Annotated in this window: 19 protein-coding genes; 12 read left to right on the forward strand and 7 right to left on the reverse strand. The window is 61.5% G+C overall.

What is annotated here, in order from left to right; genetic code table 11:
• Positions 1-41: 41 nt before the first annotated feature.
• Positions 42-1166, forward strand: a complete 1125-nt coding sequence (locus tag ABH945_RS20135; RefSeq protein ID WP_429251679.1) for an MBL fold metallo-hydrolase — start codon at positions 42-44, stop codon at positions 1164-1166.
• Positions 1167-1232: 66 nt separating this feature from the next.
• On the opposite strand, the gene ABH945_RS20140 is transcribed toward ABH945_RS20135, so the two are convergent.
• On the reverse strand, positions 1233-1664 hold the full coding sequence (locus ABH945_RS20140; RefSeq protein ID WP_429251928.1) for a CBS domain-containing protein: 432 nt from the start codon (positions 1662-1664) through the stop codon (positions 1233-1235).
• 658 nt (positions 1665-2322) lie between these two features.
• Between ABH945_RS20140 and ABH945_RS20145 the strand changes: the two genes are divergently transcribed.
• The 5 genes from ABH945_RS20145 to ABH945_RS20165 all read left to right on the forward strand — a co-directional run bounded on the left by ABH945_RS20145 (position 2323) and on the right by ABH945_RS20165 (position 7559).
• The gene (locus ABH945_RS20145) at positions 2323-3339 is read left to right on the forward strand and encodes an alcohol dehydrogenase (protein ID WP_429251929.1); all 1017 of its coding nucleotides are present in this window, start codon (positions 2323-2325) and stop codon (positions 3337-3339) included.
• Between the two features lie 215 nt (positions 3340-3554).
• On the forward strand, positions 3555-3833 hold the full coding sequence (locus ABH945_RS20150) for a hypothetical protein (protein ID WP_429251680.1): 279 nt from the start codon (positions 3555-3557) through the stop codon (positions 3831-3833).
• A 42-nt stretch (positions 3834-3875) separates the two neighbouring features.
• On the forward strand, positions 3876-4235 hold the full coding sequence (locus ABH945_RS20155) for a superinfection immunity protein (RefSeq protein WP_074770687.1): 360 nt from the start codon (positions 3876-3878) through the stop codon (positions 4233-4235).
• A 603-nt stretch (positions 4236-4838) separates the two neighbouring features.
• Complete coding sequence (locus tag ABH945_RS20160; protein WP_429251681.1) at positions 4839-5717, forward strand: ATP-grasp fold amidoligase family protein; 879 nt, start codon at positions 4839-4841, stop codon at positions 5715-5717.
• A 216-nt stretch (positions 5718-5933) separates the two neighbouring features.
• Positions 5934-7559, forward strand: a complete 1626-nt coding sequence (locus tag ABH945_RS20165; protein ID WP_429251682.1) for a methyl-accepting chemotaxis protein — start codon at positions 5934-5936, stop codon at positions 7557-7559.
• A gap of 19 nt (positions 7560-7578) precedes the next feature.
• On the opposite strand, the gene ABH945_RS20170 is transcribed toward ABH945_RS20165, so the two are convergent.
• From ABH945_RS20170 to ABH945_RS20185, 4 genes are all read right to left on the reverse strand, one after another.
• Positions 7579-8541: an AraC family transcriptional regulator gene (locus tag ABH945_RS20170; protein ID WP_074770693.1), complete on the reverse strand. Its 963-nt coding sequence runs from the start codon at positions 8539-8541 to the stop codon at positions 7579-7581.
• Between the two features lie 75 nt (positions 8542-8616).
• Complete coding sequence (locus ABH945_RS20175) at positions 8617-9711, reverse strand: porin (RefSeq protein WP_429251683.1); 1095 nt, start codon at positions 9709-9711, stop codon at positions 8617-8619.
• Positions 9712-9997: 286 nt separating this feature from the next.
• A complete protein-coding gene (locus tag ABH945_RS20180; RefSeq protein WP_429251684.1) occupies positions 9998-10774 on the reverse strand; it encodes an IclR family transcriptional regulator in 777 nt (258 codons plus the stop codon).
• A 40-nt stretch (positions 10775-10814) separates the two neighbouring features.
• Positions 10815-11936 (reverse strand): FAD-dependent monooxygenase, encoded by a 1122-nt coding sequence (locus tag ABH945_RS20185; RefSeq protein ID WP_429251685.1) that lies wholly within the window; start codon positions 11934-11936, stop codon positions 10815-10817.
• 291 nt (positions 11937-12227) lie between these two features.
• Here ABH945_RS20185 and ABH945_RS20190 point away from each other — a divergent pair, with 291 nt between their 5' ends.
• Genes ABH945_RS20190 through ABH945_RS20200 form a run of 3 tightly spaced genes read left to right on the forward strand, consistent with a single transcriptional unit; the run spans position 12228 to position 16034 of the window.
• Positions 12228-13544 carry a Rieske 2Fe-2S domain-containing protein gene (locus ABH945_RS20190; RefSeq protein WP_429251686.1) on the forward strand — a complete coding sequence of 439 codons (1317 nt, stop codon included), beginning with the start codon at positions 12228-12230 and terminating at the stop codon, positions 13542-13544.
• A gap of 36 nt (positions 13545-13580) precedes the next feature.
• Entirely contained in the window at positions 13581-14570 is a 990-nt protein-coding gene (locus ABH945_RS20195; RefSeq protein WP_429251687.1) for a PDR/VanB family oxidoreductase, read from the forward strand.
• A gap of 51 nt (positions 14571-14621) precedes the next feature.
• A complete protein-coding gene (locus tag ABH945_RS20200) occupies positions 14622-16034 on the forward strand; it encodes an MFS transporter (RefSeq protein ID WP_429251688.1) in 1413 nt (470 codons plus the stop codon).
• A 56-nt stretch (positions 16035-16090) separates the two neighbouring features.
• On the opposite strand, the gene ABH945_RS20205 is transcribed toward ABH945_RS20200, so the two are convergent.
• On the reverse strand, positions 16091-16987 hold the full coding sequence (locus ABH945_RS20205) for a helix-turn-helix transcriptional regulator (RefSeq protein ID WP_429251689.1): 897 nt from the start codon (positions 16985-16987) through the stop codon (positions 16091-16093).
• 98 nt (positions 16988-17085) lie between these two features.
• On the opposite strand from ABH945_RS20205, the gene ABH945_RS20210 reads away from it, so the two are divergent.
• Positions 17086-17976, forward strand: coding sequence for an SDR family oxidoreductase (locus tag ABH945_RS20210; protein WP_429251690.1), 891 nt, complete (start codon positions 17086-17088; stop codon positions 17974-17976).
• A 181-nt stretch (positions 17977-18157) separates the two neighbouring features.
• Entirely contained in the window at positions 18158-18529 is a 372-nt protein-coding gene (locus tag ABH945_RS20215; RefSeq protein WP_429251691.1) for an MmcQ/YjbR family DNA-binding protein, read from the forward strand.
• On the opposite strand, the gene ABH945_RS20220 is transcribed toward ABH945_RS20215, so the two are convergent.
• The gene (locus tag ABH945_RS20220) at positions 18511-19383 is read right to left on the reverse strand and encodes an AraC family transcriptional regulator (RefSeq protein ID WP_429251692.1); all 873 of its coding nucleotides are present in this window, start codon (positions 19381-19383) and stop codon (positions 18511-18513) included. The two genes, ABH945_RS20215 and ABH945_RS20220, sit on opposite strands and share 19 nt — an antisense overlap.
• Before the next feature lie 199 nt (positions 19384-19582).
• Here ABH945_RS20220 and ABH945_RS20225 point away from each other — a divergent pair, with 199 nt between their 5' ends.
• On the forward strand, positions 19583-20239 hold the full coding sequence (locus ABH945_RS20225) for a DUF429 domain-containing protein (RefSeq protein WP_429251693.1): 657 nt from the start codon (positions 19583-19585) through the stop codon (positions 20237-20239).
• The last annotated feature ends 4 nt before the right edge of the window (positions 20240-20243 follow it).

Here is a 20243-nt window from a genome sequence, read left to right on the forward strand (position 1 = left end):
AAACTACACTACCAAGTCTACTTTCCGCTTTGGGACGTTTCATGACTTCGTTCAGCGATTTCCTCGGCCGTACTCTGGGTTTTACCGCAGCGAAACGCGGGCGCGCGTTGTCGCACACGTCGGCGCAACATGACGGCGAGCGCTTTCGCAACGCCCGGGCGCGTCCGGTCGAAGGTTTCGGCAAGACCTTGCGCATCATGTGGAACATGCTGTTCAGGAAGCCGTCCGGCACCGTGCCGACAGGCGCGCTCCCGGTCGACTCATTGACCCGTGAGCAACTCGAAGCCGCGCCCGACCGCAGCCTGTACCGGCTCGGACATTCCACCCTGCTGCTCAAGCTGCGCGGAGAATTCTGGCTGACCGATCCGGTGTTCGCCGAACGCGCGTCGCCGTTCCGGCGGCTCGGTCCCAAGCGCTTTCACGCGCCGCCCATCGCGCTGGCCGACTTGCCGCCGCTGCGCGGCGTGATTCTGTCGCACGATCATTACGACCATCTCGATCGCGACACGGTGCTCGCGCTCGCCGCCACGACGGGCGTGTTTCTGACGCCGCTCGGCGTCGGCGACCGGCTGATCGAATGGGGCATCGACGCGAAAAAAGTGCGTCAGTTCGACTGGTGGCAGAGCGCGGAAATCGACGGACTGACGTTCACCGCGACGCCCGCCCAACACTTCTCCGGCCGCAGTCTGTTCGACGGCAACAGCACGTTGTGGGCGTCATGGGTGATCGTCGATCAGGACTTGCGGGTGTTTTTCAGCGGCGACACAGGCTATTTCGACGGCTTCAAGGCGATCGGCGAGCGTCTCGGTCCGTTCGACGTCACGCTCGTCGAGACCGGCGCTTACGACGCCCAATGGCCGTACGTCCACATGCAGCCTGACGACACCGTGCAGGCGCACGTCGATCTTCGTGGCCGCTGGCTGGTGCCGATTCATAACGGCACATTCGATCTGGCGATGCATCGCTGGTACGAGCCGTTTGAGCGCGTGATCGGCCTCGCGGCGGCACGCGGCATCACGCTGTCGACGCCGCGCATGGGCGAGCGGCTGGATCTCGCCGCGCCGCATCGGGGCGAGCGCTGGTGGCGCAACGTGGTCGAGGTCGAGGACACGCCGAAGGCGTCCCGCCGTCGATTTTCGTGCCGCGCCGGGCAGGCGAATTCCTGAAGCGAATGGTTGTCCGGGCGATATCGACGCATCGATATCGCCCGTTGCGGAATGAGTGTCGCTTTCTTAAGCTACATCCGCCGGGGCGCTATTGGCTTCACCGCCCATGGTTCGCAGAATGTCGCGCCAACTCACAATACCCACAGGCCGAAACTTCTCATCGACCACAGGAATGCACGAAATCTCGTGCGCGAGAAAAAGCCTGACCGCTTCTTCCACACTCGCATCGGGCCGCAACGTTACCGGCTTGCGGCTCATTATCTGATGCACCCTCTTACCGAGGGTTCCAACATCCCTCTGTGTCTCTACGACACTTCCGATAAACGGGCTCATCGCCCGGAGCAAATCGCGATCGGACACGACGCCCTGAAGTTCACCATCTTCAACAACCAGCAGATGATGAAACTTCACGGCATCGAAGATCCCCTTCACTGACGCCAACGTGTCGTCGAATCCGACAGTGACGACTCGCGGCGTCATGATTTCTTCTATGCGCATGGTATTTTTACTTTCCGATTCAGTGGTGAGTTGACGCATCGCGCGCCTTTTTCTGACCCGTTTCGAACGAGGACGTATATATTGCACCAACCTGCAAATCTGGTCGGCAACGGCCGCAATTACTGGCAATCTGATGATGGACCTCTGGATTCAACCTTGCGCCAAGTGCGCCGACCTCTACGGACAACCTTCCACTGACGCTCCGCACCCGGAGCTTTCACTCAACGGCATGGGCGCTGCGGGGGAGACGCGAGTCGAAGAGCATTACACCTGCGTTCGATGCCGCGGCGCCTTCGTGCGAGTGCTCGCCGGCCCGCCCACGCGGCAAATCTGGATGCTGCTGAACGCGGGTCAGCACTGACTCGCCGTTGCGCCGGATTGCCTGCATGCAAACGCACGGCAACCAGCGATGAGCCACATCCCGCCTCCCACTTCGCGTTTCGTCATTAGCGCGATGCACCGGCGCGACTGAGCCCATCGGCCGCGATTCGACAGGTTGGATTCCGTCTGTTTATCAACTATGGTCAACAGGCGACATCGACGCGCGTGAAGCGCGGCGCTGCATTTGCGCGTGTTCAATCAACGCTGCGGGATGGCGAAGCAACCGGTCCATCCCTTCAGAATGCCGATCATGACGACGACCAGCGAGGTGAAGTCCATGGCCAGAATGAAGGCGGTACAGGTAGCGGAAGCGGGAGGTCCGTTGAAGCTCGTCGAACTGGATGTTCCCGAACCCGGCGAAGGGCAGGTTCGCATCAAGGTTCAGGCGTGCGGAATATGCCATAGCGATTCGCTGACCAAAGAGGGCCAATGGCCGGGTCTGCAATTTCCACGCGTACCGGGCCATGAAATAGCCGGTGTCATCGACACGATCGGCTCGGGCGTGGAAGGCTGGAAAGTGGGACAGCGCGTCGGCGTGGGCTGGCACGGCGGCCATTGCGGACGATGCGCCCGTTGCCGCCAAGGCGACTTCGTTCTCTGCGAAAAAGCCCAGGTGCCCGGCATCAGCTACGACGGCGGCTATGCGGAATTCGTCGTCGCCCCGGTCGAAGCGCTTGCGAGTATTCCTGACGATCTGTCCGACGCGGATGCAGCGCCGTTGTTGTGCGCAGGGATCACCACGTTTAACGCGTTGCGCAATAGCGGCGCTCGCGCGGGCGATGTGGTCGCGATTCTCGGTATCGGCGGACTCGGACACCTCGGCGTGCAGTTCGCGCGCAAGATGGGCTTCAACACCGTGGCTATCGCTCGTGGACAGGACAAGGCCGCGTTGGCGAAACAACTCGGCGCACACCACTACATCGACAGTAAAACGCAGAGTATTCCCGAAGAACTCGCGAAGCTCGGCGGCGCCAGGGTGATTCTCGCGACGGTCACGAGCGGCAAGGCCATGAGCGCGGCAGTCGGCGGCCTGGGACTGAACGGGAAGCTGATCATGGTCGGCATTTCGGAAGAACCCGTCGAGGTTCCGATCGCGCAGTTCATCATGGGCCGCAACTCGATTCAGGGATGGCCGTCAGGCACGTCCGCCGATTCGCAGGACACGCTCGCGTTCAGCGCGTTGTCCGGCGTCAAGCCGATGATCGAAGAGTTTCCGCTCGAGCGCGCGCCCGAAGCGTACGACCGGATGATGAGCGGCGCGGCGCGGTTCCGGGTGGTGTTGAAGGTTGCGTGAACGGTGGCTTGCCCGGCTAGACGGGAGGGGGTCGTAATAGCGGCCCCTTTTTTTGCCCTTACGCCAACCGTCAACAGCATTGTTCGATTCACAGCAATTGTGATTTCAACCTATCGGTATAGAAAAAAGATAGGCAACATCTAAACTCCAATCCATCAGCCGCGTACGTCTCACCCGACTCGCGGCACCCTTTTAAACTGGATTGGAGAGTCATGATGAAGAACAAACTTCTTGCAGCATTGCTCGTCGCAGCAGCCACGTCGATCGCCGCGCCGGCATTTGCCAGCGGTTATGGTCCGGCTCCTTCATATCGCCCTTCGGTCGGTGCGCCCGCATCGCAACGAGGCCAGAGCGCGCAAACCGTCGCTGCGGAACACAACAACAGCGCAGTGGGTTCGGTAAACGATTCGTATGGCGGCGTGGTCGCGTCGTCGTCGGAATCCGGTAGCCGCGAAACGGTTGGGTCGTCTGGTCGCCTGTACTCGAAACACTAATCTGAAATGGTTCGTTGACCAGGGTTGTAGCGAGGTGTCGACATGTTGAAAATTATCGAAGGTGCAGTGTTCCTCGGCGCAGTGATGCTTTACCTCGCGCCGTCGATCATCGCCGATGCAAGAGAACGCGAAGATGCGTTCGCGGTGACCATGGTGAACATCCTGCTCGGATGGACGGTGATCGGCTGGTTCGCTGCGCTGGTGTGGGCGCGCCACCCTGTCAGCGATCGTCGCATGAGGCACTTCGCGAAACGGGCACAACGCGCGGTCGCGCGCGTCACGATCGATGCGATCGTGGCCCGCGCATCAAGCCGGAAAAGCTCGATTCCGATGTTTAATCCGCGTCTGGTGCCGATCGTGGCACGCATTGCGGCGAACACTAATCGGCAGGAAAGGTTTTAGGAATAGAGCGGACGTCCTGGCACTTCAGGACGTCCGTTTCCAAATATGGCTGGATTTACGCAGGAAAATCATCTCATCGTGGCAAGTGCGTAATACCCGCATGCGCCCGCAATTGTTGAATTCGCATCATTGCGCGCAGCCGCACTAATTTCGGGCACGCTTGCGAACTCCCTCTGCGTCCCCAATCCGGTTCATTTCGCAGATACCTTCTGCAATATCGCGACGCGCCAACTTCCAAGTCGCATCTGGCGATGCGGTCACATTTCTACCTGGCACTTCTCTCGCACCTCCATAGAGTCAAAACGTACAACCTAATCAGCCGATATCTCTTCGTTTTGTGCCACCCGCTTCCAATCGCTTTTCTCGCGCCTATGCTTCAGCGCAACAAGGCTGTGTTCGTCTGCTGAAGACTTGTGCACGCGCATGGTGCGCGACATTTCGAAAAACGCTCAGGCGAAATTTGCGGCGCCGTAGCAACACGACAATCTCGCTGCTAGAACGATGTGAAAGCAGCCCGACAGTCGAATCCGGAAGACAAAATCAGGTTATCTGCGAACCTGCCTGACGACTCACGAATGACAGGTCATTGTTGGGAGACTCACCATGCCCCGCTCACCCGACGCGCTGGTTCGACGGATGAAGGACAGTGCGAAGCAGCTTCTTCCCGATGCAATTTTCCTGAGTCTTCTGCACCGGAAGCACGTTGGCCGCTTCCCAAAACTATTTCGACCGACGACCTTCAACGAGAAGATCCTGCAACGCAGTTTGCGGCCTGATCCGCGGTACGGCGCCTTGTCCGACAAGCTTGCGGTACGCGAATATGTCCGGTCCAAGGTCGGCGAAAAACATCTCGTCCCGCTTATCTCTGCGCCGAATGTATTCACGCAAGCAGTCTTCGATACATTGCCGGACTCTTTCGTGATGAAGGCGAATCACGGGAGCAGCTTTGTCGAAGTGGTCAGGGACAAGAAGCAGATCACGTTTGAAAATTTGCAGTGTCTCGCGAGTCAATGGATGTCTACCGACTTCTACAAGATCGCGCGCGAACGTCACTACCGGCAGATCCAGCCACGCATTTTCTTCGAAGATCTGCTGCTCGACGCACGGGGCCGGATTCCCGCCGACTACAAGGTACATTGCTTCGGTGGCGAAGCAGGCAGGCCGAGAATGTTCATCGTCGTGATCTCGGATCGCTTCGGAGACGATACCCGTGGCGATGTTTACGACGCGCAGTGGAATCATCTCGAGGTCGGCATCGGACCCTACGCTCGCAGTGCGACGCCCTCGCCGCCGCCCGACAATCTCGAGTTGATGCTGGAAACCGCAGCCGTGCTTTCCGCGGATTTCAATTACGTGCGCGTCGACCTGTATGCGCCGAACAATGATGTGTATTTTGGCGAGCTAACCTTCACCCCCGGCGCGGGCGTAGTTCCGATGCGGCCCGACTGCGTCGATTTCGAGTGGGGTCGGTTTTTGACGTGACACGCGACGATGAAAACAGCCATGCGTTCGCGTTCTTAAAGGGTCAATGCGGGGGCGTGCATTCCACGCATATCACTTCGCTTTTCGCGTAGTTTTCACGCGATTTTCTCCGTAATAAAACGAAAGCCGAAATCACCTTCAGTTTCTCGCCGCCAGGCCGATAAACTGCGGTCCGCTCGCGCGTCCGCCGCGACCCATCGTTCCGAGAAATCCTCAGTGAAACTCAGCATTAAAATCCCTCTCGCCTTCGCCGTCGCCCTGTTGCTGATGTTCGCGGGCGCGTTGTACGGCATCTTCGCCCTCAATCAATCGATCGACGCGTACAGCGTCACCGTGCAGGACAACGTCGCCAATGAGCGCATGGTGTCGGCCACGCTCGTCGCGTTCAAGCTCCAGGTGCAGGAGTGGAAAGACACCTTGCTGCGCGGCAAGGACCCCGTACAACTCGACAAATACTGGACGGCCTTTCAGAAACGCGAGAGAACTGTCGACGCGCTCGCCGCCCAACTGAACGCGAAGCTGCCCGACGGCGAAAGCCGCGCGCTGATCGAGAAGTTCTCGGCGGCGCACACGTCGATGGGCGACGGATATCGCAAGGGCTTCGAGGCGTTCAGGTCGGCGGGATTCGATCCGGTTGCGGGCGACACCGCCGTGGCCGGCGTGGACCGCGAACCCTCGGCGCTTCTCGAACAGGCCGTGAAGAAAATTTCCGACGACAGCGCGCAGGTATCCGCCCAGGCCGCCATCGACGCGCGTCACGCAACGCAAATCAGCGTCGTGCTGATGCTTGTCGTGCTCGCGCTGTCGATGATCGGCGGCTTTCTGTTCAGCCGCACCGTCTCGCGGCCGCTCGGCCGTGCGCTGGATTGCGCCCGCGCTGTCGCGACGGGCGACCTGTCGATGGACCTGTATTCCAGCGGCAAAGACGAGATCGCCCAACTGCTCGGCGCGTTGAAGGAGATGCAGGCGAGCCTGTCGAACGTCGTCGCGCGAGTGCGCCTCAATGCCGAAGGCGTCGCGACGGCCAGCGCCGAAATCGCGGCGGGCAATCTGAATCTGTCGACACGTACCGAAGAACAGGCGGCGTCGCTCGAAGAAACGGCGGCGAGCATGGAAGAACTCACGTCCACCGTCCGCCAGAACGCGGGCAATGCGCAGCAGGCTTCCGCACTTGCCGGCACGGCATCGCAGACCGCGTCGCGCGGCGGCGCCATGATGGGCCAGGTGGTCGAGACTATGCAGGGCATTACCGATAGTTCGAACAAGGTCGCGGAAATCATTTCGGTAATCGACGCGATCGCCTTCCAGACCAACATTCTCGCGCTCAACGCGGCGGTCGAAGCGGCGCGCGCGGGCGAACAGGGACGCGGCTTCGCAGTGGTCGCGGGCGAAGTCCGCACGCTTGCGCAACGCAGCGCGACGGCGGCGAGAGAGATCAAGGAGCTGATCGCGCAATCGGGCGAACGGGTGAACTCGGGCTCGGCACTCGTCGGCGACGCGGGACAGATCATTGCCGATATCGTCGGATCGGTGCAGCGCGTGAACGATATCGTCGAGGAGATTTCATCGGCGTCGCAGGAACAGAGCACGGGCATCGATCAGGTCAACATCGCCGTCATGCAGATGGACGAAGTCACGCAACAGAATGCGGCGCTCGTGGAGCAGGCGTCCGCCGCGGCGCAGGCGCTTTCCGAGCAGGCCAATTCGCTGCGTGATGCGGTGGCGGTGTTCAAGTTGCGCGATGAGTCGATGTTGGGCGCGAGTGCAAATGCGGCGGCGTTTCGTCCGTCCGCCTCGCCGCGAAGCAAGGCCGAGCCCGGCATGGACTGGCAGACTTTCTGACCGGTGCCTTGATGCGGCCTCAGGTGTGCGCGCCGAGGTCGTCCAGAGGCCGCACACTGCGCGCATATCGCCTCGGCGCCATACCGGCCCATCGGTGAAACGCGCGCGCGAATGCTTTCTCCGATGTGTACCCGACGTTCTCCGCAATCTCGATCAGCGTGCGTCTGCCGCGCGTCAGCTCACCGCTCGCCAGATACATCCGGTACGCGGTCAGATGACCGATGGGTGTATCGCCGACCAGCTCGGTGAAGCGCGCGCTGAATCGCGAACGCGACATGCCCGCCGCCGCCGCGAGTCCCGCGACACTCCAGTCGCGACGCGGCTCGCGGTGAATCAGCGCCACCGCGCGGCCAATCTGCGGATCGGCGAGACCGCGCAGCCAGCCGGAATTGTCCGCGGTCGATTGCAAATGCGCGCGCAATAGCTGCACGAACAGCACATCCGCGAGCCGTGATGCGGCGATCGCCCAGCCGGGCTGGCACGTCATCGATTCCTGAATGAAGCTTTGCAGCGTGCTGACCAGCCACGGCGCGACGGCGGGGTCATTGGCGCGCACGTGGATCAGTGTCTGCAATACCGAGAACAGCGGACTGCGCATGATGTCGCGATACACGACGATGCCGGTGTAAAGCTCGCTGGTTTCGCCGCCGCCGCCCGCCGTAAATTCGAGCGGCGTGTCGAAACGCGGGTGAATGCCTTTGTCGGCCATCAGCGAATCGAAAGGCACCGGCCGCACATCGAGCGACGACGCCATGATGTGCTCATGCCCGTGCGGCAACAACACGAAATCGCCGGGTTTGACATACACCGGCGGCTCGCCTGCCACGATGAGATAAAAGGGACTGCCGGTACACATCCGAAATGACGCACCGGATACAGCGGGCTTGCGGATCGCCCACGGCGCGCTCAACGTGAAGCGCCCGGTCACGACAGCGTCCGCCCGCAGATCGGCCAGAATGTCGCTCAGAAGATCTGTTGCCATTGTGAGTCTCCGTGGATCTTCCTGTCGTGGTGCCGGTCCTGACTGACTGCATTCAGAAGACGCGCGCCGCCGATGCTAGAAGCGCTGCTGGATGCCCGCCATCACACCAAGCTGGTTTTCTCCGGTGCCGACCGTTCCGCCCGCCGCCACCGCCGCCGCACCGCGCGAACTGTTGGTCATGTAGCCGACCGACGTATAAACCATCGTACGTTTGGACAACAGGTAATTCGCGCGCGCGACGAACAGCGTCGAGTCCGACGTCTCGCGCAACAGATAGCGCAACGCCTGTGCATCGAATGATAGCGCCGGCGTTGCGTGGTACGTGGCGCCGAGAAAATAGATGTCGGACTGGCTATGCACGGCCGCCGACGTATTGCGGCGAATCCAGCCGCCGCCGACTTTTGCTGAGCCGAACGTGGCGTAACCATCGACGATCGTCCGGGTGTCGGTGTAAGCCGGGTTCGACAGCGGCGCGGATGCGCCCGTGCCGCCGCGCATCACATCGTACGAAGCGGCGACGCCAAATTGCGACGCGTCGTACGCAAGCATCATCGTGTATTGACGGCACGCGACGAAATCACCGGCAACGTTGCCGCCACAATTCGTCGCGGATGGTCCCGCCGGGCCCGCTGCGTCGCGTCCGGTGCTGTACGTGCCGCCTACCGTGAAGCCGCTGAACTTGCCCATGTAGCCGGCGGCGTTGTCGCTGCGCGCGTTGGGCAGATAGCTGTCGAAACTCGCCATCGAGTGAATCGACGGGCCGATCACGTCGGCGTTCGTCAGCACGTACATCGACATGTTCATCTGACGGCCGAGTGTCAGCGAGCCATACGGAGAACTCACGCCGACATTCGCCTGGCGGCCGAACAGGCGTCCGCCGTAATTGAGCGCACCGCTATTCATCGCGAAGCCGTTTTCCAGTACGAAGAATGTCTTGTAGCCACCGCCAAGATCTTCGGTGCCGCGCAGCCCGAAGCGCGACGGCACTTCGCCGGTCAACGTGGGCATGCCGACGAGCGAGCCGCCTCCTGCCGCGTTGTTGTAGTACTGCACGCCCGTATCGACAATCCCGTACAGCGTCACGCTGCTTTGCGCGTGCGCGTAGCCGGTTGCGAGCACGGAGACTGCTGCCATCAATGAAGCGGAAAAAGCCGTTCTTGTCACCTTCATGTTTCACCAAACCTTTGCGCAGCAATGCTTATCATTGTGGGTTTGGAGGCAATCGACGCCGATCGACCTCCCCAAAGCGCGGTGCAAGAAGAAGCTGCGTTCCTTTGATGCACATCGCGCATCGCTCGCCGGTCTTTCTGCACATCATGGCAAGCAGATGGGAAGATTCTTGGTGACGCAAAAATATGCGCCAAGGACCTTGGCTCCCGGAAAAGTATCCGATCGTCCCGTTTTTGATTCGGCGACGTCAGAACGGCGGGCGACTCACCAAGGGCGAAACAGCGGGTTAGAGACTCGAACGCGACAGCGCATCGGCAGCGGCTTTCACGCTGATCTCGACGGTGTCGCGCAACGATTCATCCGATGAAAAAGCGGTGTTCGGACCCGCGACGCTCAGTGCCGCCAACACGCTTCCCTCGCTGTTTTTGACGGCAGCGGCACAGGAATCGATGCCCGCTTCGAGGCCGGAAAAACTCCATGCGCAGCCGTTTTTTCGAACCGTCTCGAGTGCCTGATCGAGCGCGTTCCAGTCGAGTTTGGCGTTGTCGCTGGAATCGTCGGCGTAGAGCGCGTTGAGTGCCGCCGGTTGCAGATTCGCTAGCATCGCGAGTCCTGGCGTTGCTCGATGCGCGGGAATCCGGCTGCCCACGCGGATCCGGCTCACGAGCGGCGTGTCCGGTGTCTCGCATAGCAGGTAGATGATTTCGGCCCCTTCGAGCACAGCCAGATACGCGGACAACCCCGTCCGCTCGACCAGCCCCGGCAGCACCTGACGCGCACGCGCCATCAGATCGGACGACCCGAGCGCGCTCGCCGCGAGCGTCAGAAACGACATGCCCAGCCGATGCGATCCACCCTGTGGATTGGCCTCGATCAATTCGGCCGCTTTCAGCGAGTCGAGCAGACGCATGACCGTTACGCGGTTCACGTTGATCTGCCGCGCGACGTCGCTGAGATTCGCGGTCGAACCGCCCTCGGCAATGAAGCGCAGCAGGCGGAACGCGCGTTCCACCGGCGATGCCGAGTTGTCACCAGTCTTCGGATTGTCGGAGGTATCTGTCATCTATACGCGTTCAAGTGTTGGCGCGGTTTTGCACGCCTGATCACGCCAGCGGCACGGACCACGCATCGTAACCGTAGACCCAATCGGCGTTGCCGCCGGTCTTGAGCCAGTTGTTGCCGCGCGAACCGATCTGGATTTTCGCGGTGCGTTCCTGACGTGCGTGTTCATATCGCGACAACGCGACGCCGAGGCCGTCCGGCGAAACATCAGTCAAAGCACGCGACAGCACGACCGCATCTTCGATCGCCATGCCTGCGCCTTGCGCCATGAACGGCATCATCGGATGGCAGGCGTCGCCGAGTAGCGCCATGCGTTCGCCGGTCCATTTCGGCAGCGGATCGCGAATATACAACGCCGACGCGAGCACCGTGTCGCACGCGGCGAGCAATGCCTTCGCTTCAGGATGAAACGCGGCGTACGCGCTTCTCAGTGCGTCGGGGTCGCCCGGCGCGGTCCACGATTCGTTGGTCCAGTCGCTCTGCGACGTGGTCGCGAAGATGAACACGTCGCGGCCCCGGTTCAGCGGGAACGTGACGATCTGCAGATCGTCGGTCGGCCCCCACCATTTGACGAACGCGCCGAGATCGCCGCCGCTCAGCCTCTCGGCCGGCACCACCGCGCGATACGACACGATGCCGGTGAACTGCGGACGCTCGTCGCCGAACAGGAATTTGCGCACGCCGGAGTGGATGCCGTCCGCGCCGAGCAGCAGATCGAACGCGTGCGTCGAGCCGTCGGCGAGCGTAACGGTCGCGCTGTCTTTGGTCTGGTCGAACGAGACGGTTCGCTTGCCGAGTTGAAGCTCACCGGGCTGAAGCGCGTGCTCAAGCGCCGTCATCACGTCCGCGCGATGCATCGTCAATTGCGGCGCGCCGTATTTGCGCTCCGCTTCGTCCGACATCGCGAGACGCGAGGTCTCCTCGCCGGTGTCCCACATCCGGCTGATGCGCGCGTTGGGCCGCGCCGCCGTCTCGCGCAATTGCGCGCCGACGCCGAGCCCGTCGAGCGCGCGGACCGCATTCGGCGTCAGGTTGATATCCGCCCCGACGCGCCCGAAGCGCTCCGCCTGCTCGAACACGGTGACCCGATGCCCCGCCTTGCGCAAAGCGATTGCCGCCGCCAGCCCGCCAATCCCGCCACCGATGATTCCGATCTTCAGCATGTCTTTTCTCACTTTGTGTCACGTCAGCGCGCTCTATCTGTTCATTTTTGAACATATAGAACATAAATGAACATGCATTCTGGGCAAGATTATTTTTGACGGCAAGCAGAAAAAAACCAGGAAAAACCCGCCCCATCGGACGAACGAAGCGCAGCAGCGCGTGAGACGAACGGCAACCTTTTTGGATTTTGAGGAGGTTGTGCGAACCAGGGGCGTCGCCAAGAATTTGCTCATCGCTGGCAGTGCGCGACTACGGCGCCGCCAGGTTTTCAACCTTCGAGGACACAAAACATGTTGAGTCACGAAAAGAACAAGCTGCTGACCGAAGTGGGTCCGGGCACACCGATGGGCGACTATCTGCGCCGCTACTGGCACCCGGTCGCGGGAGTCAGCGAATTCGACCAGAAATCCGTACGGCCGATTCGCCTGTTCGGCGAGGACCTCGTGCTGTTCAAGGATCTGGGCGGCAAATTCGGCCTGGTGCAACGGCGTTGCCCGCATCGCAATGCGGACCTCGCGTTCGGCTTCGTCGAACAATGTGGTCTGCGTTGCGCGTATCACGGCTGGGAGTTCGATGCGAAAGGCCAGTGCACGCATCAGCCGTATGAAGAGATTGTCGATGTCGACGCACGGCTTCGTCAGAAGACGAAGATCACCGCGTATGAAGTGCGCGCGAAGGCCGGCATGATCTGGGCGTATATGGGTCCGGCACCCGCGCCGGAATTGCCGGATTGGGAGCCCTTCAACTATACGAACGGCTTCGCGCAGGTCGTGATGGCGGAGATTCCGTGCAACTGGTTTCAGTGCCAGGAAAACTCGATCGATCCGATCCACTTCGAGTGGACGCACAACAACTGGACCGAACGTCAGCAGGACAGTCACTCCGAACATGTGCCGACGCACCTGAGCACGAAGTACGAGGAGTTCGACTACGGCTTCGTCTACAAGCGTCTGCGCGCGCATGAAAGCGAACAGAACCCGATGTGGACCACCGGACGCGTGACGTTGTGGCCGAATGCGTTTTATCTCGGACACCACTTCGAATGGCGCGTGCCTATTGACGATGAAAACACGCTGAGTCTGCTGTGGGTATTCAACAAGGTGCCGAAGGAACAGGAGCCGTACGTGCAGGAGAAGATTCCCTCCTGGTACGGACCTATTCGCGACGAAAACGGCGACTGGATCACGAGCCACGTGGCGAATCAGGACTTCGCTGCGTGGGTCGGTCAGGGTGCCATTACGGATCGCACGAAAGAGACACTCGGTGCGAGCGATCGCGGCATCGTGATGCTGCGTCGACGCTTCTTCGAAGAACTCGAAGCCGTCGCGGCAGGCAAGACGCCGAAGGGTTTGATCACGGATAGCGCGGCGAATCACAACGTCTTTCTGCCGTCGGCATGTCGCGACGAAATGCTCGGCGGCATGACGCGTGAGGCGTTATCGGCGCATCCGCTGCTCGGTGCGTATCTGCGCGATTTCATCGGGCAATACGGACAGCCCGACCATGTTCGCGACGCGTATGAAGCGGCGATTGGGCAGAAGGTGAACCGCGCGCGGTTCTTCTCCGTACACGGTGCGCGTCAGAAAGAAGAAGCCGAGTCGACCTGACGGCGTGTCGAAGCAATCTATCGAGAGTCTGAACATATGGACGAGCAAACAGCCGGCGGCACGACAGCGCGAACCGCGACCCTCAGCGCGCGGATTCGCACGATACGTCACGAAGCAGAGCGGGTTCTGAGTATCGAACTCGTGCCGGTAAATGGAGACGCATTACCGCCGTTCGCGCCAGGCGCGCATATCGACCTGCATCTGTCGAATGGAGTCACGCGCAGTTATTCGCTGGTCAATTCGCCGGATGACACCGGCCGCTATGTAATCGGCGTGCTGAACGACGAGAAGAGCCGCGGCGGTTCACGCTACGTGCACGAGCAATTGCGCTGCGGGTCGATCGTCGCGATCGGCCAGCCGCGCAACAACTTCGCGCTCGATGAAAACGCTGCGTCGACTGTCTTGATCGCGGGCGGCATCGGCATCACGCCGATGCTGTGCATGTACCGTCGCCTGCGTGAAGCCGGGCGTGACGTGCGGCTGGTGTATTGCTCACGCAGCCGGAAACAGGCCGCGTTTCTCGATGAACTGTCCGCGCTCGGCGGCGACATCCAGTTGCATTTCGACGACGAACACGATGGTCGGCCATTCGATCTCACCGCCTTCCTCGCGCAGCAAAACGAGAACGTTCACGCGTACTGCTGCGGTCCGAACGCGATGTTGAACGGCTTCGAAACGGCGTGCGCAGCGGCCGGTATCGGCAACGTTCATATCGAACGCTTTGCCGCGAGCGTACCCGTCGCCGACGTACCGCAAACCGGCTTCACCGTCGAACTCGCCCGCAGCGGCCGAACGCTCGACGTGCCCGCAGGCAAACCGCTGCTGGACGCTCTGCTGGAAGCGAATGTCGACGTCGACTATAGCTGTCGCGAAGGGTTATGCGGCGCCTGTGAAACGCGGGTCTTGGGCGGCTGCCCCGAGCATCGCGATTCAGTGCTGACGCAATCCGAACGAAACGCAGGCAACGTGATGATGATTTGCGTATCCGGCGCGAAGAGCGGAACGCTGGTCCTCGATCTCGCATGAGCTTCATCTAAAGCCGCGCACCTCCCCGCAATTCCCCCCTTTGAGGACATGATGGAACTCTCGAGTACGGTTAAAGAGTACGACGCGGAAATTAGCGCGCGCACCGGCGATCACCAGGACGCGGCGGCAATCTCGGCGCGCATCGAACGGCTGCCGTTCACGCGCTGGCATGCGCGGGTATTGGGGGTCGTCGGCTTTGTCCACATGACCGACGCCTTCGACGCGTTGACCATCGCCTTTGTTCTGCCGGTATTGATCGGCCTGTGGCATTTGAGTCCGGCCAATGCGGGCTGGCTGGTCGCAGGCGGCTACGTCGGCCAGTTCATCGGCGCGCTGGCCTTCAGCGCGGCGGCTGAGCGCTTTGGCCGGTTGCGCGTGTTGCGCTGGCTGCTGGTGATTCTCGCGTTGGGCAGCCTCGCGTCCGCGTTCGCACCGAGCTACGCGGTGTTCATCGCGCTGCGCTTCTTTCAGGGGATCGGACTCGGCGGCGAGTCGCCGGTGTCGGCGACCTACATGAACGAACTGTGCCCTGCGAAGCTGCGCGGCAGGCTGATCTTCATCCTTCAATCGACGTTCGCGGTCGGCAATCTGATCGCCGCCGTGGCTGCGATGTGGCTGATTCCCGCGTACGGCTGGCAAGTGATGTTTCTGGTCGGGGCGCTGCCCATCGTGCTCGCCGCGATTCTGCCGCGCGCCGCGCCGGAGTCGCCGCGCTGGCTCGCCATCAACGGACGCACTGACGAAGCACGCCGGATTGTCGAACGAATCGAGCAATCGATGCCTGCAGCCGAGTATGCAAAGCTGGGCGCGCTGAAGATGGTGGAATCGAAGGCAACCGAAAAGAAGGAATCGTTTCGCGCGCTATTCACACGCGGCTTCGCGAGCCGGACGATGGTGGTCTGGGTGCTCGCCTGCTGTGCGAGCCTGACGACCTACGGCATTCTGGTGTGGCTGCCGTCGCTGTACCGAACGGTCTATCACCTGCCGCTGAACGTCGCGTTGCGCTACGGCATGATCAGCATGATCGCGACGCTGATCGGCACGATCATCGGCATCTTCGTGATCGACTATCTCGGTCGCAAGAAAACTTTTTCGATCGCGTTTCTCGGCGCGGCGGTTCCGATGCTTTACCTCGCGTTCAGCGGCACGCGTGTGCCTGCCGAACAGGTACTGGTGCTCGCGTCGATCAGCGTGGCGATGATCGCGATCGTGCAATGCGGCGTCTATGTCTACGCGCCCGAGGTGTATCCGACGCGAATTCGCGCGAGCGGCGCCGGGGCTGCATCGGCGATTACGCGGCTGGCGTCGGTGGTGGGTCCGGTGATTATCGGCGCGCTGCTGACGTATCTGAACGTCGAGGCGGTGTTCGGCTACTTCGGCATCGTGTCGCTGTTCGGCGCCGTCGTGATGGGGGCGTTCGCACTGGAGACAGGCGGCCGGACGCTCGACGAAATCGCCAGCTAACAACGTGAAAGCGCGACAGCGGCCACGACGCTTCCAGACGATCGTGGCCGTTGACGTCATTGCGCCCCGATGCCGACTTCCGGGCCATTCGTGCCGGGCGCTTCTGGCAACGTGGAAGTCGCCAACGAAGCACTCGCGGCAAGCTCCCTGATTCGCTGCGCGACTTCGCGATCGAGCGGCGTATAGACGATCATGCCGAGATCCGGCCGGCCATCGACGGAAAAAGCCGAGTACTCCAGTTCGATCAGCCCGAGCTTCGGATGCGTCAGGCGCTTCACGCCGTCTCCATCTTCGTGATTGTGCACTTCGTTGTCGCGCCATAGCGCGTCGAACTCCGGGCTGATCCGGCTCAGTTCGTCCACCAGTTCACCGGCTTCCGACATCAGACCCGCCCGCGCCACATCCGCCCTGAACGCACCCACCACGAAACGGGCGACGGTTTCCCAGTCGTGCTGCTTTGCACGCACGCGAGGATTGCGGAACAGGAACTGCAAAATATTGCGCTGATCGGGCGGCAATGCGCCGTAGTCGGTCAGCACGACCGCCGCCGCGCGATTCCACGCGACCACATCCCACGTCGGCGTCTTGATGATCGCCGGGCTGGCCTCGAGCGAATCGAGCAGACGCTGCATGCGCGGATTGACGCCCTCGGCCGATTTGTAGCGCACCTCCGGCGGCCGCCCCAACCCGAGCATGAACAGGTGCTCGCGTTCGGCGTCGGTCAGCATCAGCGCGCCGCAAATCCGCTCCAGCACTTCCGCCGATGGCGCGCCGCCGCGTCCCTGTTCGAGCCACGTGTACCAGGTCGGGCTGATATGCGCGCGCTGCGCAACCTCCTCCCGGCGCAAACCCGGCGTGCGGCGGCGCCCGGAAAAGCCGAAGCTCGCCGGATCGAGGCGCGTGCGGCGGCTTTTCAGAAAATCTCCCAGCGATCGGGGGGTGTTCACCGACATGATGAGCCTGTTAGTCGTTTTACTATGATGGGGTCACTACTTTAACGGGATAACAAATGGCCGGATAGTGAACCTGTCATGACCAAGGAGGCTTCATCATGCGAATTTTTGTTACCGGCGCGACCGGTTTTGTCGGTTCCGCGATTGTTCCCGAGTTGCTCAAGGCCGGTCATCAGGTGATCGGCATGACGCGTTCCGACGCGGGCGCACAGGCGCTTGTCGACGCGGGCGTCGAAGTGCATCGGGGCACGCTGGAGGACGTGGAGAGCCTGCGCAGCGGCGCGGCGAAAGCGGATGGCGTGATCCACACGGCGTTCGATCACGATTTCTCCCGATTCGTCGAGAACTGCGAGAAGGACAGGCGTGCCATCGCGGCGCTCGGCTCCGCGCTCGCGGGCTCCGACCGTCCGCTGATCATCACGTCGGGGACCGGCATGGGCCTCGGCAAGCACGGCGAGCCGGCCACCGAAGACGTGTTCAATATCGATCATCCGAATCCGCGTATCGCGTCGGAACTGGCGGGGAATGAACTGCTGGACGCCGGGCTCAACGTCTCGGTCGTGCGGCTGCCGCAAGTCCACAATCCGTTCCGGCAGGGCCTCATCACGCCGCTGATCGGCATGATTCGAGAAAAGGGTGTCGCCGCTTATGTCGGCGATGGCCACAACCGCTGGGCGGCGGGTCATTTGTCCGATGTCGCGCGTCTATACCGGCTCGCCCTGGAAGCCGGCGAGCGCGGCGCGCGCTATCACGCGGTCGGAGAGGAAGGTGTCAGCAGCCGGGAAATCGCCGAGGCGCTGGGCCGTGGCTTGAAACTGCCAGTCGTTTCGATCGCGCCCGAGGAAGCCGCCGCCCATTTCGGCTGGATGGCGATGTTCGTCGGACTGGACATGCCCGCTTCCAGCGCGTGGACGCAGGCGCGGCTGGACTGGCATCCCTCGGGCCCGACGCTGATCGCCGATCTCGACGAAGCGCGTTACGACGCCTGATCGTTCAACGCGACGCCCGGCAACCTGATAAATCGGGCGTCGGATCCTGCAGCGATCCGACGCCCGATCTGCGTAAGACCGCCGAGGATCGCCGCCCCGGATCGCAGCCCCGCATGGCAACCCCGACCATGGCAAACTGCCACTAGCCGAATCAAAGTGGACCTTTAAAAGGACCTTGCCGATGGCCACCCTCACCTTCGAAACGGTGCGAAAACTCGGGCTAAGTCTGCCGGGTGTCACCGACGGCACCGCGTACGGAGCACCCGCGCTCAAGTTCGATCGCAAAATCCTCGCGTGTGTGCCGACCAACAAATCGGCGGAGCCGGATTGCATCGTCGTGCGTATCGATTTCGATCATCGCGCGCGGCTGCTGGAACAGCACCCCGAGACTTACTACCTTACCGGGCACTATGAGCGTTATCCGTCCGTGCTCGTGCGTCTGTCGGCCATCACGCAGGCCGCATTGAGGGAACTGTTGACGCAGGCTTGCGCGGCGGTTTCCGCGCCGCGCGTTTCGCGAACCGTCATACCCCGTCACACCAAAGGGATATAAATATCCGTCTGCCACTGATCCTGCGGCGTGTCCTGGGACACGCTCAGGTAGTGGAAGAACAGCGGATGATCCCTCAACTCCTCTCCGCTTGCCGGAAGCCAGTCGCGGTAGATCGGATAGATCGTCTCGCCGACATGGTCGGTCGATCCCGTATGCCGAACTACCGCGCATCGGCCAGCCGGAATAACGACCTCGCGCACGCCATAGACATTCGGCGCAACCGCTTCGTCAATTTCTCCGCAGATATCGAAGCGAAATTCATCTTCAGGCGTCGTATCCGGGTTGTTGTGCGGGATGCCGAAGGTCCTGCTCGACGGCAGCGGCGATTGCCCGCTCTGCTTGCGCCAGTCGATGAATTTCCGCACGCTCTCGTTGACGAGCCCAGCGGCTCCACGGTGTTCGAGCGCGGCCACCCGCGTTTCCGAAAAATCGATGATTCGCACTTGCATGGTCAGTTTCCTTGAAAGATAGGGGACAACGAAAGTCGCACTCCAGACCTGCCATTTCGGCTGCCGCCGGAAGCCGCTCGGCGTCGTGCCGAACGCGCGTCTGAACGCCCGGCTGAACGATTCGGGGCTGTCGAACCCCGCATCGAACGCGGCATCGAGTACCGTGCAGGGCGGCTGCGATGCCAGCCGGCGAGCGGCTCCTCGCAGGCGCATCAGTTGCACATAACGTGCGACGGGCACGCCCACATACGCGGCAAACTGCCGGTGAAAATGGAACTTCGAGAAGTTCGCTACACGACCGAGTGCTTCCACCGACAGGTCGCCGTCGAGGTTCGCATCGATATAGGCGAGGACGGTTTCGAAGCGTTTGGCGTAGGCAGTGGCGGCGTCGGTATGAGCTTGCATGGTCTGGATCGTGCGATTTCCGTTATGGTCCCGCATCGCGCGGACATCGTGCCTAGCCGCGCTTGCTCGATCGGCCCGGTGGTGATCCGGGCACGAATCATGTTAGGCAAGGTAAATAAAAGTAAGCGGAGTTTGCCGCCGGGCCTCGGGCCGACATACTTTACGACTGGCGCGAATTCAGCCGGGAGGCAATTGCATCATGAAGTCCCCACGGGCAGTAGCGGGAATCGATATTGGCGGAAGCAGCAAGGGAAATAACCTCGTTATCCTGCGTGGCGCCGAAATCCTCTGCAACGTCCGCAAGGAAACGCCTGAGCAGATGCTCGAAAAATGCATGCAGTTCGACGTAGCGGCAGTGGGAATCGATGCGCCTTGTCGATGGCGAACCGGCGAGGCCGGAAGGCAAGCCGAGAGAGCGCTCGCGCAGCTGAGAATTTCTCTGTTTGCGACACCGACCCGCGAACTCGCTCTCGCCAGCAAAAGCGGTTTCTACGGATGGATGTTCAACGGCGAGCGCATCTACGACGTGTTCGCGCCGCACTTTCCGCTTTACACGAATGCAGCGAAGACTATCGACCGTGTGTGCTTCGAAACGTTTCCTCACGCGATAACCTGCGCGCTTCTGAAGAACGAAGCGGTATCGGCGAAGCAGAAGCGAACGCAGCGGCGGCAAGTTCTCGAAGAGGCCGGCATTCAGACGATATCGCTAAAGTCTATCGACGAGGTGGATGCGGCGCTTTGCGCGCTGACCGCGAATCTGCTGCTTGAAGGAAGCGTCGTGGCCCACGGCGACGAGTCGGGGGGATTCATCGTGGTCCCCGCGCAGCACAATCTGGCATTGGCGAACCAGTCATAGCAAT

The organism is Paraburkholderia sp. GAS333, assembly GCF_050435665.1.
Taxonomy (GTDB): domain Bacteria; phylum Pseudomonadota; class Gammaproteobacteria; order Burkholderiales; family Burkholderiaceae; genus Paraburkholderia; species Paraburkholderia fungorum_A.

Bases quoted from the DNA above. Each gene is read 5' to 3' on its own strand.
- ABH945_RS20170 (WP_074770693.1), bottom strand. From the start codon at position 8,541: ATGGCAACAGATCTTCTGAGCGACATTCTGGCCGATCTGCGGGCGGAC.
- ABH945_RS20215 (WP_429251691.1), top strand. From the start codon at position 18,158: ATGGCCACCCTCACCTTCGAAACGGTGCGAAAACTCGGGCTAAGTCTG.
- ABH945_RS20160 (WP_429251681.1), top strand. From the start codon at position 4,839: ATGCCCCGCTCACCCGACGCGCTGGTTCGACGGATGAAGGACAGTGCG.
- ABH945_RS20225 (WP_429251693.1), top strand. From the start codon at position 19,583: ATGAAGTCCCCACGGGCAGTAGCGGGAATCGATATTGGCGGAAGCAGC.
- ABH945_RS20195 (WP_429251687.1), top strand. From the start codon at position 13,581: ATGGACGAGCAAACAGCCGGCGGCACGACAGCGCGAACCGCGACCCTC.
- ABH945_RS20175 (WP_429251683.1), bottom strand. From the start codon at position 9,711: ATGAAGGTGACAAGAACGGCTTTTTCCGCTTCATTGATGGCAGCAGTC.
- ABH945_RS20135 (WP_429251679.1), top strand. From the start codon at position 42: ATGACTTCGTTCAGCGATTTCCTCGGCCGTACTCTGGGTTTTACCGCA.
- ABH945_RS20155 (WP_074770687.1), top strand. From the start codon at position 3,876: ATGTTGAAAATTATCGAAGGTGCAGTGTTCCTCGGCGCAGTGATGCTT.
- ABH945_RS20150 (WP_429251680.1), top strand. From the start codon at position 3,555: ATGAAGAACAAACTTCTTGCAGCATTGCTCGTCGCAGCAGCCACGTCG.
- ABH945_RS20205 (WP_429251689.1), bottom strand. From the start codon at position 16,987: ATGTCGGTGAACACCCCCCGATCGCTGGGAGATTTTCTGAAAAGCCGC.
- ABH945_RS20185 (WP_429251685.1), bottom strand. From the start codon at position 11,936: ATGCTGAAGATCGGAATCATCGGTGGCGGGATTGGCGGGCTGGCGGCG.
- ABH945_RS20220 (WP_429251692.1), bottom strand. From the start codon at position 19,383: ATGCAAGCTCATACCGACGCCGCCACTGCCTACGCCAAACGCTTCGAA.
- ABH945_RS20200 (WP_429251688.1), top strand. From the start codon at position 14,622: ATGGAACTCTCGAGTACGGTTAAAGAGTACGACGCGGAAATTAGCGCG.
- ABH945_RS20180 (WP_429251684.1), bottom strand. From the start codon at position 10,774: ATGACAGATACCTCCGACAATCCGAAGACTGGTGACAACTCGGCATCG.
- ABH945_RS20145 (WP_429251929.1), top strand. From the start codon at position 2,323: ATGGCCAGAATGAAGGCGGTACAGGTAGCGGAAGCGGGAGGTCCGTTG.
- ABH945_RS20190 (WP_429251686.1), top strand. From the start codon at position 12,228: ATGTTGAGTCACGAAAAGAACAAGCTGCTGACCGAAGTGGGTCCGGGC.
- ABH945_RS20140 (WP_429251928.1), bottom strand. From the start codon at position 1,664: ATGCGCATAGAAGAAATCATGACGCCGCGAGTCGTCACTGTCGGATTC.
- ABH945_RS20210 (WP_429251690.1), top strand. From the start codon at position 17,086: ATGCGAATTTTTGTTACCGGCGCGACCGGTTTTGTCGGTTCCGCGATT.